Here is a 16206-nt window from a genome sequence, read left to right as displayed (position 1 = left end):
ACTTCCCCGCGACGGTTCCGCGGCTAAATTCTAAATGAAACCGACGCGTTCCGACATGGTTCCAATTCCGGATGGGCACGACCGCCGACTGCTCCCGTCTCTCGGCGGATCCTTGCGAGCGCGCTAGCGGTAGAAAACAAGTCGGGGGAACGGCATAGCATCCCGCACGTTGGGTGAGGAACCCGGCGACTGCTACCTCTCAGGAAGCACTATGATCGAGCAGATCGGCACGTCACTTTATGTCAGCGCTGGCCTTTTCTGGAAGGCGTTCTGGGCGCTGGCGTTCGGCTATGCCTTTTCGTCGCTCATCCAGGTGCTGGTGCCACGTGAAGTGGTCGCCAGACACCTCGGGCGCCCTGGCCTTAAGGAGACCTCCCTCGCGATGGTTTTAGGGCCAGCATCTTCATCCTGTTCTTTCGCGGCGCTCTCGGCCGGACGTGCTCTCCTGGCAAAGGGAGCAGCACTGATCCCGATGATGGCCTTTCTGTTCGGCGCCACCAACCTGTCGCCCCAAGTGGCAGCGCTCGCCTGGATCTTCCTTGGCTGGCAGTTTGCGCTGGCCGTGGTTGTTGGCTCCATCGCGCACGTTTTGGTGATGGCGGCCGCAGTGCGCCTTACCTATCCAAAAGAGATGGTGGAGCGTGCCCGGCAAGACGCTTCCAAGTCGTCGATGGAGGGAATGGGTGACCCCTCGGAGGGACTGCCGCGCCCTTGGCGCGAGAAGCTGGCAAGCGGAAAGGCTTGGCGCCGCATTGGCACGACCTATGTGCGCGAATGGAACATGGTCTGGAAAGACCTTTTGTTCGGGTTCCTCGTTGCCGGCGCAGTTGCCGTGCTCGTCCCCGACGCGGTCTTTCAGGCGATTTTCCCGCAGGGGCTGACGCCCGTCTTGCTTATTGTCGTCCACGCGTTCCTCGGACCGGTGTTGGCGCTGCTGACGATCATCGGCTCTATGGGAAACGGTCCGCTCGCCGCGGTGCTGTGGGAAAACGGGGTTCTGTTCGCCGGTATCATCGCCTTCTTGTATGCCGACTTTGTCGTGATCCCGTCGCTACGGATCAACACGACCTACTACGGCTGGCGCTTCGCGGCCTACCTGGGGGCGATCTTCACCGCTTCGGCCATCGGCGCAGGTATCATAATGCACACACTGTTCTGGCTTCTTGGTCTCATTCCCGAGCCACAGGCCGGCGCCGTGCAGCAACTCGCGCAGTTCCGCATCGACTATGTCTTCTTCCTGAATCTGGCGGCAATCGCAGTGTCAGGCGCGCTGCTATGGGAATGGTGGCGCAATCGTCGGCACCCTGACCTGTGAGCAGGATCACAAAAGTTCATCTGCGCGATCAGCTGCGATTCCGTCGTTCGGTCGTTCCGAGCTTGCGCACTGTATTCGTGAACGAGGCCTCAGCAGCAGCCTGCCCGTGAAGGTTCGGAACTCGGCTTCGAAACATCTCGGACAAGCTGGGCCGTCTCATGCTCCGAACCATGCAGCGCTATATCGGCCTGCGAGACCATGCCGCAGCAGGCACCTTTTTCGTCCACCACCGGTACACGCCTGATCTGATTTTCCTCAAGGGTGCTGCAGCAATCATCGAGATCCATGTCGGGCGTGGCTGTCACGGCCGGAGATGACATCACCTCGCGTACCGGCGTCGAAGGATTCTTGTCTTCGGCGACACCGCGACAAGCCATGTCTCGATCCGTTACCACACCGATGGGTCGACCCTCGTCGTCGACCACGGGAAGTTCGCCGCAATCATGCTCTGCCATGAGCTTGGCTGCCTCTTTCATCGATGTATCCGGGCCACAGCAGGCCGGATTGCTTGTCATTACGTCTTGCACTTGCATCGCGCTTTTCCTGTTGCTCGTCGAAAATGCTCCGCCTGAATGGCAGACCTTGTCATCGTCATCGAAACCCATCTCCGAACCCAAGGTTCCAATCGACACCAACACTCTCACTTCTCACCGGACCGGGCAGTGATCGAGGCTCTTCCGCAGAGATCCCGAAGTCGGATCGACCAGCTAAGCGGACCAGAATGCTTCCGCTTCGGGCCAGGCGCGAGTTTGTCGCGACAGGCCGACTGGAGAAGTGGTCGCGATCACTCCTAAGCCATCATGCATCGGCAGCTATAAAGACATCATATATGACCTTGGTGCTCGTCTCTGTTATTTGCCAATTTATAGCTAAGTATATGAGCAACTTGGAGCATCCGACCCCGCTCCCTGCTAATGCGCTGCGCAAGATCGAGCGGGGCCGCAACTCGTTCGAAAGGCACGCCTGGGCGAGGTCTACAGGTCGCTGGCATCCGCCGATCAAGCGCTTCAACTTGTCGCTGAAAATCTCGAACTGCTGGCGGTATCGGCGTATCTGTGTTGCAGTCCAAAACAGCGGAAGGATGGCGTTGGCTTCCTCGCCGCTTCATGGACTCAATCTGCCGACTCACGCTACGGTCGGGCGCGGCCTTCGTACATGAAGGCCATTGGTTTCGGGCCTTTCGCGTATCCGGTCTCCATCCGGTCCATGCGGAAGCCGGCCATCTCGATCAGAGACTGGATCGGCCGATTGAGATAGCAGCCGCCGCCGATTCGCTTCCAGACCGGGGTCAGTCTGTTCTGCCAGATGCGCACGCCGGCATCGGGCGAGAGGCCGTGCTCCACGAACAGCAGCTGTCCGCCAGGCCTGAGCACACGGCGCATGTCGTGCAGTGCCTGCATGGCGGCGGGTACCGTGCACAGCGTCCAGGTCGTCACGACGGTGTCGACGCTTCGGTTGTCGAGCGGGATCGCTTCGGCGGATCCCTCGACGAAGTTCACCTCAAACGCCGAGCTATCGGCGGCCCTGCGGGCCATCTCGAGGAGCCGGGCAGAAGGCTCGAGGCCCATGACATCCTGCACCTTCGGACCGTAAAATGGCAGGTTCAAGCCAGAGCCGATTCCGATCTCCAGGACTCGACCCTCGGCCGCGGAGAGCACCCGCTCGCGATAAGGTACAAGATAGCGGTTGCGCATCGAAAGATTGATAAGATGCGGCAGAATGTGGTCGTGATAGAAACTCATCTTTCACTCCCTAGGTCTTGATTTCCGCGTGGGCGTGTTCCTCAGCCGAGATCACAGCATTCCAAGGCGGTGGCTCCCGGGCGGCCCAGCTGCTCAGGACTGCGGCGGCGCTTGCTGCTCGTCTCCGATCCCGTTGGCAAGCCTGAGCAGTTCCTCCAGAACCTTCTGGCGCCTGTCCGCCGCGAGCGGCGAAGTCTTCAGAATTCCAGCAGCCATATTCCGATCGTCACCAGCCACACCACGGCCGCGCGCTTGGGTTCCGCTGCTCTGGACGAGACCATCCAGGTCGGGCCGCTGGTGCTCGTGTACATCCTTGAGCAGCCCCAAGTCGTTGGCAGCCACCGCGAGAAGACCGGCGGCGACGTCGCGGGTCGTGTCGTCCTCGGTGAAGGTGGCGATGACATAAGCCTTAAGTCTATCAGCCGGCGTGGAGCGCTCGGACCTGATCGTCAACTGCGCCACTTCGAAACGGTCGCACAGCCGCTGCACCAGGCCTCCTTGATAGGGAGCGAATACAGCAGCCCGCCTTTGCTCACTCCAGCCTTCGCCGAGACCGCATCAAGGATAAGATGCGCCACGCCTTCCTCGAGCACCACGGCCTCAGCCGAGTCCAGCAACACGTCGCGAGAGGTGATCGGCCTGCGTCCCATGCCTGCAGCCAATTGAATTCCGTCTGGACGGTATTATCGCCAGAGGTTCGGGGTCAAGGGCGGCAGGAATTGTCGGCGGGGATTCGTGGATCATTCTGTTGCCGAGACGAAAAACTTGACCTTCCCCCAGCTGGAAGGTGCACACTTCCCCTATGGCTACGATCTCGAAGCCCGACCGCAGTCTCGATAGTTCGATACTGGCCGCCTTCAAGGTTGCGCACGATCAGGGAAAGCTGGAGGTTGCGGAGCACCTTCTGTCCGCGTTGGAGTGCTTGGACCGCACAGCGGGACGTGGCGGAGTTGTCGAAAAGGCGTACAGGATGATCTGCCCTCACTGCGAGCGCGAGGACGCTGGCACGCCGAAGCCCAGATCAAAAAGCTGATGACAAGCAACGAACCGCAAGAAACATCTGAGCTCCACATCCAATCTTGCTGGGAGAAGAGCCTTTCGAACCTTCAAGTCATTTCGACATTTAGCGATGCTCCTCCGAGGTTGGCAAATACGGCCAGATCTGTCGCTTAATGAATTTGCGCAGCCTTCATTTCGTCTGCTCCCGCCGGCTCAGTTCCGCCCTGTAGGCGCGCTTGCGGTCGGGCCAGGTGCCCTTGATGAATGCGATGACCGCCTGGACTTCCTGATCGGCCGGTCTCATCGCCGATCGCTTTGGCCTCTCGTCCGCGATTTTCTCCATCGCCGCACTGACGTTTCTCTCCGGCCTCGTCGCCGCCGTTTTTATGCGCGGGCTCACGAGCGCGCAAGGCGCCGGACTACAAGGGAGGGCGGAGTAGGAAGGGAGATCGACGAACTGCCGGTGCCTGTGGTGGCGGCCGACAAGGCGCTGATGTTCAAACTCGCTCAATGGAGAAGTAAGCAATGATGATGGACGGAATGCAGGGAATGGGCTGGGGCATGGGCCTGATTGGTCTTCTCGTGCTGATCCTGCTTGTTCTGGGGATCGCCGCGTTGGTGAAGTACCTCATGTCGGGGCGGTGATGAGAACGGGTCCGATCTATCTCGACTACAATGCGAGCACGCCGATCGATCCGGCGGTCGCAGCGGCAATGCGGCCGCTCCTCGACAAGGGCTTCGGCAATCCTTCGAGCGGACACTGGGCAAGCGCACCGGCGAAGGCTGCACTGGATAAGGCCCGCAGCCAGGTTGCGGCGCTACTTGCTTGTGAAACCGATGAGATCGTGTTCACAAGCGGCGGCAGCGAGGCCAACAACCTTGCCATCAAGGGCACGTATTTTGCCCTGAGCGACAAAGGCAACCACATCATCACCACGGCGATCGAGCATCCCGCCGTTCTCGCGCCCTGCCGCTTTCTCGAGCGGCTCGGCGCCACAGTTACCTATTTGCCTGTAGACAGGACGGGCCGCGTCGCTCCTGAAGATGTACGCCGAGCGATCAACCGGCGCACCGTTCTGGTCAGCGTCATGCACGCGAACAATGAGGTCGGCACGGTCCAGCCGATCGAGGAGATCGGGGTTATTGCGCGGGAGCATGGGGTTCGGTTTCACACGGATGCGGCGCAGTCAGTCGGGAAGATTCCAACGAAGATTGAAACGCTCGGCGTCGATCTGCTCGCCATCGCCGGCCACAAGCTCTACGCGCCCAAGGGCGTCGGGGCACTCTATATCCGCCGGGACTTGATCTGGAGCCGCTGATTCATGGCGCTGGTCACGAGCAAGGCCGGCGCGCGGGCACCGAAAGTGCGTTGCTTGCCTGCGGCCTTGGCCGGGCCTGTATCCTGGCTCAGAACCCCGCGCCGATGGCGCGTGTTCAGGTGCTGCGTGACCGCCTGTGGCAGGGACTACAGGAGCACCTTGGTGATCGGGTCGTGCTCAACGGCCATGCGGAGCATCGCTTGCCAAACACCCTGAACGTCTCCTTTGCCGGCCTGATCGGTACCGACGTTTTGGCAACACTCGACGGGGTCGCCGCATCGACCGGCGCAGCCTGCCACTCCGGCCGGGTCGAGCTATCTCCTGTGCTCGCGGCCATGGGGGTACCAGAAAAGATCGGAATGGGCGCCGTCCGCTTCAGTCTCGGACGGGCGACCACCGAGGCTGAAATCGATTCCGTGGTGGACCTGGTCACCGCCAATCTGCCTTCGTGACGACTTCTTGGACGACTTTCGGGAACTAGGAGCATGAACGGCAAATTCCGGCTTGGCACCAGAGTTTCCAGCAGGAGGTGCTACACGATGTCGACGAACTGGATGGGTGGCAAATGAAAAGAGACATGGAGTTGATTCGCAATCTTCTGATCTCCATTGAGGAGCAGGACCAGGGGGAAGACGATGACATAAGGATCGACGCTCCAGGCTATGAACCGGCGATCGTCAATGGCCATTTGAGGCTTTTGAAGGAAGCAGCGCCAAGGGTCGTGAACTGCCTGCATAGGTCACCGGCATCTCCGATATCGGCGCTGGGGCCGCTCCGTGGGTGGCCCGTCGAGGATGGATCAAACTTGCCGACCCTCGGCCTGAGAGGGATCGCCTACCGCGAGCAACCTCGCCGGAGGATCGAGTGCGGGGCAGGTCGCTGTCCGGCGCCGACATTTAGAAATCAAAGAGCATTCAAGATTGCCAGCAGTTCGTCGCCGGGCTTGAAGCGATTGCCTTCTCCGTTTTGCAGCTTGCCGATCTTTCTCCGGTAGCTCAAGGAACTGAAGACCGTCTTGCGAAAAACGTCATTCCCGTCGTAATGATGATCAATGAGCCGGTGGGCGTAGCCCGGCGCCCTCGTGGCTCGGTAGACTGTTTGCGTTCGATAGCCGGAAGCCCGCGTTCGAGTGATGTAGGCATCGACATTGCCTCGAAAGATCCACCCGTCCAATCGTCGCCAAAGCTGGCGGCTGTAGGGCAAAATGCGATTGCGAGCGCGCGCGGCCGTTCTTATCGAAAGTCCCGTGGCCTAGGCAGCTTAGTCGGCATAGTCTCCGGCTCGGGATCAGAGCGCTTATGCCGAATACGGCATAAGGGATCGACCAAGTTCCTCGCCTTCGGCTCTCCCCGCGGATCGGGCATGGGCGAGCCGTGATGGACCTCATCGCCGCGCCCATGCGGCACCGGAAATCCCACCTCCCGCGCACCGATGCTGGCCAGCTCGGCGGAGAGATCGGAGATCTCCTGCGCCACGATGTGCACCACGTCGCCTTCGCGCTGGATGCGGCCCTTGACGCCGAGCATGCCGGACCCGAGCACGACGCGCCGGTACTTCTCAAACACCTTGGTCCAGACCACGAGATTGGCGACCGCGGTTTCGTCCTCGAGCGTTATGAACATGACGCCCTTGGCCGAACCGGGCCGCTGGCGGACGAGCACAAGACCTGCCACATGAACCCAGCGGCGATCGCGGGATGCGACGGCCTCGGCGCAGGTCATGATGCGCCGGCGGGACAGGTCTGCGCGGAGGAAGGATACGGGGTGCTGCCGAAGGGTAAGCCCGGTATGGCTGTAATCCTCCACCACCTCCCTTCCGGCCGCCATGGGGCGCAGCGACACTGTCGGTTCGATCTGCTCGGGCACGATACCGGCTTCGCGCGCCGCGGCGGCGGCAAAGAGCGGCAGCGGCTCGTCGCGCAGCGCCTTGATGGCCCAGAGCGCCTCGCGCCGCGCAAGGCCGAGCGCGGACCTGAAGGCGTCGGCCTCTGCCAGCTCGACCAGGGCCGCGGCGGGAATGCCGGCGCGGCGCCAGAGGTCGTCGACCGAGGCAAACGGCAGATGTTCCCGGCAGGAGACAAGGCGCGCGGCTTCCGCATTGCCCAGCCCCTTGACCATGCGCAGGCCGAGCCGGACGGCGAAATCGCCGTCCTCGCCGATCGCCTCGAGCGTACAGTCCCAGCGTGAGCTGTTGACGCAGACCGGCCGGATTTCGACGCCATGCTCGCGCGCGTCGCGCACGATCTGGGCCGGGGCATAAAAGCCCATGGGCTGGGCGTTGAGGAGCGCGCAGCAGAAGACTTCCGGATGCCAGCATTTCATCCAGGATGAGGCATAGGCGATCAGGGCGAAGCTCGCGGCATGGCTCTCGGGAAAGCCATAGGACCCGAAGCCTTCGAGCTGCTTGAAAGTGCGTTCGGCGAAATCGCGATCATAGCCGTTTGCGACCATCCCCTCGATCAGCTTCTCCCCGAATTTCGAGACGCCGCCGGTGTGTTTGAACGTCGCCATGGCGCGGCGCAGCTGATCGGCCTCGTTGGCTGTGAAGCCGGCGCATTCGATGGCGACGCGCATGGCCTGCTCCTGAAACAGCGGCACGCCGAGCGTCTTGCCGAGCACGGCCTCGAGCTCGGGTTTTGGGTAGGTCACATCCTCCTTGCCCTCGCGGCGGCGCAGATAGGGATGGACCATGTCGCCCTGGATCGGACCCGGCCGCACGATCGCGACTTCGATCACGAGGTCGTAGAAGGTTCTCGGCTTGATGCGCGGCAGCATCGCCATCTGGGCGCGGGACTCGATCTGGAAGGTGCCGAGCGTGTCCGCCTTGCGGATCATCGCATAGGTGCGCGGATCCTCGGCCGGGATGGAGGCGAGATCGAGCCTGATGTCCTTGTGTTCGGCCAAAAGGTCGAAGGCGCGGCGCATGCAGGAGAGCATACCGAGCGCCAACACATCGACCTTCATGAACTTGAGCACATCGATGTCGTCCTTGTCCCACTCGATGACCTGGCGGTCCTCCATGGCAGCCGGCTCGATCGGCACGAGCTCATCGAGCCGGTCACGGGTCAGAACGAAGCCGCCCGGGTGCTGCGAGAGATGGCGCGGCGTGCCGACAAGCTGGTGTGCGAGTTCGAGCGCCAGCCGGAGCCGGCGATCGCTCATGTTGAGGTTGAGACCCTCGGCGTGCTTTTGCTCCACGCCTTCAGACCAGCCCCAGACCTGCGAGGACAGGGTCATGGTCAGATCCTCGGGCAGGCCGAGTGCCTTTCCGACATCGCGCAGCGCGCCCTTGGCGCGATAGCGGATGACGGTGGAGCAGAGCGCGGCCCGCTCGCGGCCGTAGGTTTCATAGACCCACTGAATGACCTCCTCGCGCCGCTCATGCTCGAAATCGACGTCGATATCGGGCGGCTCGCGCCGTTCCTCGGAGACGAAGCGTTCGAAGAGAAGATCGTTGCGGTCGGGATCGACCGAGGTGACGCCGAGCACGAAGCAGACAGCCGAATTCGCCGCCGATCCCCGGCCCTGGCACAAAATTCCCTTCGAGCGGGCGAAGCGCACGATGGCGTTCACGGTCAGGAAATAGGGCGCATAGTTCAGCTTCTCGATCAGGCGGAGCTCGTGTTGGAGATTGGCGCGCACCTTGTCGGGCAGACCCTCCGGATAGCGCTCGGGCACGCCCTCCCAGGTGAGTTTTTCGAGGGCCTGCTGGGGTGTCAGCTCCGGATAGAGCTTTTCTTCCGGATATTGATAGGCCAGCTCGTCGAGCGAAAACCTGCACCGGTCCATGATCTCGATGGTCCGGGCGAGGGCTTCGGGATAGCGGTCGAACAGCCGATGCATCTCTTCGGGTGGCTTCAGGTAGCGGTCGGCAAACCGCTCGCGGCGATGCCCGAGCTCGTCGATGGTGACATTGTGCCGGATGGCGGTCACCACGTCCTGCATGAGCTGCCGGCCGGGTTCGTGGAAGAGCACGTCATTGGTGACGACGGTGGGCACCCGCGCCTGCACCGCCAGGTTCGACAGTTCCCAGAGGCGCATCTGGTCATTGGGCCGCCGCCGCAGCGTCAGGGCCAGATAGGCGCGGTCACCGAAGGTTTCCCGCAGGCGTCGCAATTGCAGCGCGCAGGTCTCGTCCGCGATGTCGGGAACGAGCACGGCGATCAGGCCCTCGCCATAGGCGACGAGATCCGCCCATTCGAGATGGCATTTGCCCTTGCCGGCGCGCTTCTTGCCCAGCGAGAGCAGGCGGCAAAGCCGCGCATAGGCGGGCCGATCGGTCGGATAGACCAGGACCGATATGCCGTCGGCGAGATCGAGCCGGCAGCCGACGACGAGGCGGACGCCGGTGGTTCTGGCCGCCTCGAATGCCCGGACGATTCCCGCCAGTGAGTTGCGGTCGACAATGCCGAGCGCCTCGATGCCCATCAGGGCGGCCTGGGCGAACAGCTCCTCACAGCTGCTCGCCCCGCGCAGGAACGAGAAATGGCTGGTCACTTGCAGCTCGGCGTAGCGCGGCCCGGTCATGCGAAAATCCCGTGCAGGAACCATTTCTGGGACCCGCTCTCACCACGTTCACCGTCGCCGGAGCGGAACAGCCAGTAGCGCTCGCCGGCTTCGTCCTCAACGCGGAAATAGTCGCGAACCGTCGACATCTCGGCGTCGCGTTTCCACCACTCGCCGCGAATGCGCTCGGGCCCGTCGGCACGCCGCACGCGCCGGCGCACGCCGCGCCAGGTAAACCAGACAGGTGGATTGTCGGGCAGCAGCGCCATCGTCTCGATCGGTTCGGGCCGGGCGAGCAGCCGCGGCGGGCGTGGCCAATCCCCCTCCCAGGTGGCGCCGCTCTCCGGCGCAAGCGCCGGCACTCGCGTGACTGCGCGCTCCGGCACATCGCTCTGCACCGGCTTGAACCGGTAGAGCCTGTTCTCACCGACGCGATTGGCAAGCACGTCGACCAGATCCGAGAGATCCGGCTCGGGCTCCTCGACGAGCGAGGAAATCGTCTGCTTGTCCTTGAGCGGTTCGGATTGAACCGCGGCCAGCACCATGATCTCGATGCCGAAGCCTGGATCGACGGTTTCGATCCTGTCGCAGAGGAGACGGGTCAGGCGCCTTGGATCGCGCACCGGCTGGGCCGTGCCAACGCGGATGAACTGCTTGGTGTTGTCGACGCGATGGAACAGCAGATCGAGCCGGCGGGCGCCGAGCCCACGCTTTTCCAGCTCTATGCAAAGGGCTTCGGCGAGCCTGGCCGTATAGCGGGCGATGGTTTCGGCCGCGCCGATCGGCTCTCCGAAGACACGGCGCACCTCGACCAGCTCGGGCGAACGAACCGGATCGACGGGTTCGGCGAGGCGTCCCAGCGCCTGGTCGAGCCGGCGGCTGATCTCGGGGCCAAAGCGCAAGGCAAGCGGCGCCCGCGGTTGCGCCATCAGGTCTCCGATTGTCTCGAAGCCGAGGGTGCGTAGCCCGGCAACCGTGTCGGGCTCGAGCCGCAGCGCTGCCAGCGGCAACAGCCGGAGCATCGCTTCTGTCTCGCCGGGCGCAATGACAGATGTGTAGCGGCGCAGGAAGCGTGCCGCGGCATGGGCCGCACCCCATGTATCGGCAATCGCCGCCCGCGCCTCGACGCCGGAGGCCGCGAAGCGCTGGACGATCGAAGTGAGCATGGCGGCCTCGCCGCCATGGAGATGATCGGCGCCGGTTGTGTCGATCACCAGCCCGTCCGGCGGATCGGGTGCCACCACGGGCGAGATGCGCTGCAACGCCCAGAGCGCGAGTCTGTCGAGCCCTTCGGCGTCGGCCGCGGGGTCGGCATCGAGGACGACGAGACCGGGCACCAGCGCCTGCGCCTTGGTGACGGCCATGCCGACGCTAACGCCCAGGGCCTGCGCATTGGCGTCAAGAGCGGTGATCAGCCGGCGCCGGCCGGTGCGGCCGACAAGGACGAGCGGCGCCTCAGCCGGAAGCGACGCGCCGTCCGACGTCCTTCTGAGGCGATCCGTAGGCCACCTTGGAAGGAAGAGCGATACGACCCTGGGCATCGCAGGCCTCCACTTCGAAATCAGCACTTTCCCCGGCCCGGCACCGGATCAGCTCGACCAGCCAGCGGGCCCGCCCGAGACCGGGAACTGGCAGCGGTGCAGAGGGGAGAACGGAAACCCGCCAGCGCGTGACGCTGGCCGTGGGCTGCCCGAAATCCCCCGCCTCGGTCTGACGCCGCCAGCGCCGGACGGCGAGACCGATCGTGTTCGAGCCTTCCGCCGCAAGCTGCAGCCGGCGGGATGCGGTCATTGAAAGGCGGGCGGTTTCGGCGACCACGGCCCCGAGTCCGCCATGGCGCAGCCCTTCCTCAAAGCAGGCGAGCAACGCCTTTTCATCACCGGCCTCGACATGGATCACGCTGTCGGGCGGCAGACCTGCCTGGGCGATCGCCGGGGCAAAAAGATCGGGTCGGGTTACGATCCAGAGGACTTTGCCTTTTGTACGCGCGGCGATCCCCGCCGCGAACAGCGCGGCGGCCGCGCCGTCCACGGCGCCATTCCCGCCTCCGGCCACCTCATGCAGGCATCCCAACCCCAGACCTCCTCCCGGAAGCCGCCGGTCGATCTCGGCGACGCCGAAGGGCAGGACCTCGCGCGCACGGCCGGCACCGCTGTCCAGGTGCGCAATGCGCTCCTGGAGCTCAGCAATGACAGCGTTTGCCGCGCGATCGGCCATGTAAGTCCAGTTCTCCTGAGGGCTTTGCAACGCCTCAAGGCGCTGTTATGTTCATTATTTGTTCCGTTTCCGATAATGAGTCAATCAGACTCCGCGATGAGTCTTTCCGGTGCGGATGGGGACGAGACGGCAGCAACGGCGCAGTATTGGCCGATTGTCGTTGATTCGCAGGGCGATAGGAGCGGGACGGAATGAATGCGGCGCATCTGGAAAAATTGAACGACGGTCAACGCGCCGCGGTCATTCACGGCATCGGCCTGCCCGATGGCCAGGTGGGCGGCCCGCTGCTGATCATTGCGGGTGCGGGCTCGGGCAAGACCAACACGCTGGCCCATCGCGTGGCGCAGCTGATCATTTCCGGGGCTGATCCGCGCCGCATCCTGCTCATGACCTTCTCCCGCCGCGCGGCTGCCGAAATGGGAAAGCGCGTGGAGCGCATCTGCGCCAGAGTGCTCGGCGACAAGGCCGGCATCCTGACTGACGCGCTCGCCTGGTCGGGCACATTCCATGGGATCGGCGCGCGCATCCTGCGCGAATACGCCGTCGAGCTGGGGCTCGATCCGCAGTTCACCATCCATGACCGCGAGGACTCGGCGGACCTTTTGAACCTCATCCGGCACGAACTCGGCTTCTCAAGGATGGAAAGCCGGTTTCCGGCGAAGGGGACCTGCCTTTCCATTTATTCGCGCACGGTCAATGCCCAGGCGCCGCTCGAGGATATCCTGCGCGCCAACTATCCCTGGTGCGCCGGTTGGGAAATGCAACTGCGCGAGCTCTTCGCATCCTATGTCGAGGCCAAGCAGGTCCAGAACGTGCTCGATTACGACGATCTGCTGCTTTACTGGGCCCAGACCATGAGCGACGCGGCGCTGGCCGACGAGATCGGCGGCCGCTGGGATCACGTTCTGGTCGACGAGTATCAGGACACCAACCGCCTGCAAGCGACGATCCTGACCGGCCTCAAACCCGGCGGACGGGGCCTCACCGTCGTCGGCGACGACGCCCAGGCGATCTATTCCTTCCGCGCGGCCACGGTCAGGAACATCCTCGATTTCCCGAAGGAATTCTCGCCGGCCGCCGAAATCATCACGCTCGAACGGAATTATCGCTCCACCCAGCCGATCCTTGCTGCCGCCAATGGCGTGATCGGCCTTGCGCGCGAGCGGTTCACCAAGAACCTCTGGACCGACCGCGCTTCGAACGAACGACCGTGTCTCGTGACCGTTCGCGACGAGGCCGACCAAGCGAGATTCGTGGCCGACGCGGTGCTGGAGAACCGCGAGACCGGCATGCGGCTCAAGGATCAGGCCGTGCTCTTCCGGGCAAGCCACCATAGCGGTCCGCTCGAGGTGGAGCTCACCCGCCGCAACATCCCGTTCGTCAAATTCGGCGGGCTCAAATTCCTCGACAGCGCCCATGTCAAGGACATGCTGGCCGCGCTGCGCTTTGCCCAGAACATGCGCGACCGCGTGGCCGGCTTCCGATTGATGCAGCTGCTGCCCGGCGTCGGGCCGGCGACGGCACAGACCGCTCTCGACGCCGTTGCCGAGAGCACTGAACCGATCGACACACTTGATAACCTCCCCTGCCCTCCCCGTGCCCAGACCGACTGGCCGGGCCTCATCGAGCTGCTCGGCGGGCTACGATCCGGATCGTCAGGCTGGCCGGCCGAGATCGGACAGGTCCGCGCCTGGTACGAACCGCATCTTGAACGCATCCATGAGGATTTCGAGATGCGGCGGGCCGATCTGCTCCAAGCTCGAGGAGATCGCCGGCGGCTATCCCTCCCGCGAGCGCTTCCTCACTGAGCTTACCCTCGATCCTCCGGACGCCACGTCCGGACAGGCGGGTGTGCCGCTGCTCGACGAGGACTATCTGATCCTTTCGACCATCCATTCGGCCAAGGGCCAGGAATGGCGCTCGGTCTTCGTGCTCAACACGGTGGACGGGTGTATTCCTTCCGATCTCGGCGTCGGAACGTCCGACGAGATCGAGGAGGAACGGCGCTTGCTCTATGTCGCCATGACGCGGGCAAAGGACAGTCTCAACCTCCTCGTCCCGCAGCGCTTCTTCACCCATGGCCAATCCGCGACGGGCGACCGGCATGTCTATGCCTCGCGAACGCGGTTCATTCCCGCTAGTCTATTGGAATTGTTCGAATGCCGTGCCTGGCCCGTCGTTGCCCCCGGACAGGGGCCGCATGTCGGCCCACGGCAGGTTCGCCTCGATGTCGGCGCGAGGATGCGCGGCATGTGGCGATAAAAGGAAGAGGGAGAATGTGCAATCTTTATAATCTCACGACGACGCGCGACGCCGTGATGGAATTCACCAAGGCTTTTGCCGACAAGGCAGGTTGGAACGAACCGTCACTGGACGTCTATCCGAACACCCTGGCGCCCATCGTTCGTGTCGGCGCCGACGGCAAGCGCGAGATCGCGAGCGCCACCTGGGGCATGCCCACGCCTCCAGCCTATATCAAGGGCAATTACGATCCCGGCGTCACCAACATCAGGAACGTCAACTCGCCTCACTGGCGACGCTGGCTCGGCCCGACCAGCCGATGCGTCGTGCCGTTCACCTCTTTCGCCGAGCCCGATCCGGCCAGCAAGGTTCCGGGTGGCCGCGTTCCCAATGCCTGGTTCGCTCGCAATGCCGACCGGCCGCTCATGTTCTTTGCGGGATTCTGGACACCATGGAAGGGCGTCAGAAAGGTTCGTGACGGCGAGCGCGAATTCGAGCTGTTCGGGTTCCTCACGACTTCGCCGAACGAGATCGTCAGCCCGATCCATCAAAAGGCCATGCCGGCGATCCTGACCACGCCGGAAGAGGTCGACCTCTGGCTGACCGGCGAGTGGGACGCAGTCAAGCACCTGCAGCGGCCCCTGCCCGGCAACATACTCGTCGTGGTCGAGCCGCCCGTAAAACACGACGACGAGCTTCTTCTTTAGGCGGTGAGACCGAGGCGGACGGGCGAATGCTCACGATCACCGGAGACAGGCATGCCGATGATGGTGTCAGCGAACCGAAGGCCCAAGATCTTCCGGTTCGAAAGATCATCCATGTCGATATGGACGCCTTCTATGCTTCGGTGGAGCAACGCGACAATCCCGAACTGAGAGGCAAGCCCGTCGCGGTCGGCGGATCGGCGGCGCGCGGCGTGGTGGCTGCCGCGAGCTACGAGGCGCGCGCCTTCGGTGTGCGGTCGGCGCTGCCTTCGGTGACGGCCAAGCGCCGCTGTCCCGACCTTATCTTCGTCAAACCCCGGTTCGACGTCTATCGGGCAGTGTCGGCGCAAATCCAACGGATCTTCGCCGAGCACACCGACCTGATCGAGCCGCTCTCGCTCGATGAAGCCTATCTCGACGTCACGGAGAACAAGCAGAACATGCCGGTCGCCACCGATATCGCAACCATGATACGCGCCCGCATCAAGGAGGTGACCGGCCTCAACGCCTCGGCTGGGATCTCATACTGCAAGTTCCTGGCGAAGATGGCGAGCGATCTTAACAAGCCGAACGGTCAAGCGGTCATCACCCCGAAAATGGGCCCCGAATTCGTGGCCGACCTGCCGGTCAAGAAGTTCCACGGCGTGGGACCGGCGACGGCTGCCAAGATGCAGCGGCTCGGCATCGAGACCGGTGCCGACCTGCGAGAAAAGCCCCTGACCTTCCTGCAGGAGCACTTTGGGAAATCCGGGAGCTGGTATTACCGGATCGCGCGCGGGATCGACGAACGACCCGTTCAGCCCAACCGCCCGCGGAAATCCGTCGGCGCCGAAGATACCTTCGTGGCCGACATCTTCGACCTCGATTCGGCGCGCGCTGAACTGGTGCGGCTGGCCGAAAAAGTCTGGCGGCATTGCGAGGCCAAGGAGATTACCGGACGCACTGTGACGCTGAAGGTGAAGTTCGCCGATTTCCAGCAAATCACCCGCAGCAGAACGCTGCCGAGGTTCATAGGTGGCGCGGACGAGATGATTGATGTTTCGCAATCGATGCTCGCCGACCTGTTTCCCCTCGAGAAGGGCATTCGACTGCTCGGCGTGACGCTGTCGTCATTGGACGCCAGGGATAGCGGCGCGGCACCAGACCAATTGGCGCTTTTCTGAT

12 protein-coding genes and 2 pseudogenes are annotated in these 16206 nt (G+C 63.3%); 5 read left to right on the top strand and 9 right to left on the bottom strand.

Going from position 1 to position 16206, the window contains the following annotated elements:
- The first annotated feature begins 211 nt into the window (after nucleotides 1-211).
- On the top strand, nucleotides 212-1315 hold the full coding sequence (locus tag P2W41_RS19060; RefSeq protein ID WP_223006634.1) for a permease: 1104 nt from the start codon (nucleotides 212-214) through the stop codon (nucleotides 1313-1315).
- Between the two features lie 89 nt (nucleotides 1316-1404).
- On the opposite strand, the gene P2W41_RS19055 is transcribed toward P2W41_RS19060, so the two are convergent.
- The 4 genes from P2W41_RS19055 to P2W41_RS19040 form a co-directional block, all read right to left on the bottom strand.
- Nucleotides 1405-1791 (bottom strand): CBS domain-containing protein, encoded by a 387-nt coding sequence (locus tag P2W41_RS19055; RefSeq protein ID WP_404935026.1) that lies wholly within the window; start codon nucleotides 1789-1791, stop codon nucleotides 1405-1407.
- 654 nt (nucleotides 1792-2445) lie between these two features.
- On the bottom strand, nucleotides 2446-3057 hold the full coding sequence (locus tag P2W41_RS19050; RefSeq protein WP_223006635.1) for a class I SAM-dependent methyltransferase: 612 nt from the start codon (nucleotides 3055-3057) through the stop codon (nucleotides 2446-2448).
- Between the two features lie 93 nt (nucleotides 3058-3150).
- Nucleotides 3151-3510, bottom strand: a complete 360-nt coding sequence (locus P2W41_RS19045; protein ID WP_404935025.1) for a hypothetical protein — start codon at nucleotides 3508-3510, stop codon at nucleotides 3151-3153.
- Nucleotides 3507-3707, bottom strand: coding sequence for a TetR/AcrR family transcriptional regulator (locus P2W41_RS19040; protein WP_404935024.1), 201 nt, complete (start codon nucleotides 3705-3707; stop codon nucleotides 3507-3509). Before P2W41_RS19040 ends, P2W41_RS19045 begins: the two co-directional genes overlap by 4 nt.
- A 993-nt stretch (nucleotides 3708-4700) precedes the next feature.
- Here P2W41_RS19040 and P2W41_RS19035 point away from each other — a divergent pair.
- Nucleotides 4701-5827: pseudogene (locus tag P2W41_RS19035) on the top strand (cysteine desulfurase family protein).
- Between the two features lie 80 nt (nucleotides 5828-5907).
- On the opposite strand, the gene P2W41_RS19030 reads toward P2W41_RS19035, so the two are convergent.
- The 5 genes from P2W41_RS19030 to P2W41_RS19010 form a co-directional block, all read right to left on the bottom strand.
- Nucleotides 5908-6063 (bottom strand): hypothetical protein, encoded by a 156-nt coding sequence (locus tag P2W41_RS19030; RefSeq protein ID WP_223006637.1) that lies wholly within the window; start codon nucleotides 6061-6063, stop codon nucleotides 5908-5910.
- 215 nt (nucleotides 6064-6278) lie between these two features.
- Nucleotides 6279-6578, bottom strand: coding sequence for a hypothetical protein (locus tag P2W41_RS19025; RefSeq protein WP_223006638.1), 300 nt, complete (start codon nucleotides 6576-6578; stop codon nucleotides 6279-6281).
- A gap of 29 nt (nucleotides 6579-6607) precedes the next feature.
- Nucleotides 6608-9901, bottom strand: coding sequence for an error-prone DNA polymerase (locus tag P2W41_RS19020; protein WP_223006639.1), 3294 nt, complete (start codon nucleotides 9899-9901; stop codon nucleotides 6608-6610).
- Nucleotides 9898-11421 (bottom strand): DNA polymerase Y family protein, encoded by a 1524-nt coding sequence (locus P2W41_RS19015; protein ID WP_223006640.1) that lies wholly within the window; start codon nucleotides 11419-11421, stop codon nucleotides 9898-9900. Before P2W41_RS19015 ends, P2W41_RS19020 begins: the two co-directional genes overlap by 4 nt.
- Entirely contained in the window at nucleotides 11336-12097 is a 762-nt protein-coding gene (locus P2W41_RS19010) for an ImuA family protein (protein WP_223006641.1), read from the bottom strand. Before P2W41_RS19010 ends, P2W41_RS19015 begins: the two co-directional genes overlap by 86 nt.
- A 191-nt stretch (nucleotides 12098-12288) precedes the next feature.
- Here P2W41_RS19010 and P2W41_RS19005 point away from each other — a divergent pair.
- From P2W41_RS19005 to dinB, 3 genes and pseudogenes are all read left to right on the top strand, one after another.
- Nucleotides 12289-14359 (top strand): annotated as a pseudogene (locus P2W41_RS19005) (ATP-dependent helicase).
- A gap of 14 nt (nucleotides 14360-14373) precedes the next feature.
- Complete coding sequence (locus P2W41_RS19000; RefSeq protein ID WP_223006642.1) at nucleotides 14374-15045, top strand: SOS response-associated peptidase; 672 nt, start codon at nucleotides 14374-14376, stop codon at nucleotides 15043-15045.
- Between the two features lie 119 nt (nucleotides 15046-15164).
- Nucleotides 15165-16205, top strand: coding sequence for a DNA polymerase IV (gene dinB, locus P2W41_RS18995; RefSeq protein ID WP_255606530.1), 1041 nt, complete (start codon nucleotides 15165-15167; stop codon nucleotides 16203-16205).
- Nucleotide 16206 lies beyond the last annotated feature (1 nt).

The sequence above is a fragment of the Nitratireductor sp. L15S-10 genome, from assembly GCF_045011005.1.
Taxonomy (GTDB): domain Bacteria; phylum Pseudomonadota; class Alphaproteobacteria; order Rhizobiales; family Rhizobiaceae; genus Nitratireductor.
The sequence above is the reverse complement of the archived record's forward strand: the minus strand, read 5'-3'. Positions and strand labels throughout refer to the sequence as shown.

Coding starts and splice junctions, on each gene's coding strand:
- P2W41_RS19060 (WP_223006634.1), top strand. CDS start 212: ATGATCGAGCAGATCGGCACGTCACTTTATGTCAGCGCTGGCCTTTTC.
- P2W41_RS19015 (WP_223006640.1), bottom strand. CDS start 11,421: ATGCCCAGGGTCGTATCGCTCTTCCTTCCAAGGTGGCCTACGGATCGC.
- P2W41_RS19020 (WP_223006639.1), bottom strand. CDS start 9,901: ATGACCGGGCCGCGCTACGCCGAGCTGCAAGTGACCAGCCATTTCTCG.
- P2W41_RS19030 (WP_223006637.1), bottom strand. CDS start 6,063: ATGGCCATTGACGATCGCCGGTTCATAGCCTGGAGCGTCGATCCTTAT.
- P2W41_RS19050 (WP_223006635.1), bottom strand. CDS start 3,057: ATGAGTTTCTATCACGACCACATTCTGCCGCATCTTATCAATCTTTCG.
- dinB (WP_255606530.1), top strand. CDS start 15,165: ATGGACGCCTTCTATGCTTCGGTGGAGCAACGCGACAATCCCGAACTG.
- P2W41_RS19010 (WP_223006641.1), bottom strand. CDS start 12,097: ATGGCCGATCGCGCGGCAAACGCTGTCATTGCTGAGCTCCAGGAGCGC.
- P2W41_RS19000 (WP_223006642.1), top strand. CDS start 14,374: ATGTGCAATCTTTATAATCTCACGACGACGCGCGACGCCGTGATGGAA.
- P2W41_RS19040 (WP_404935024.1), bottom strand. CDS start 3,707: ATGGGACGCAGGCCGATCACCTCTCGCGACGTGTTGCTGGACTCGGCT.
- P2W41_RS19055 (WP_404935026.1), bottom strand. CDS start 1,791: ATGAAAGAGGCAGCCAAGCTCATGGCAGAGCATGATTGCGGCGAACTT.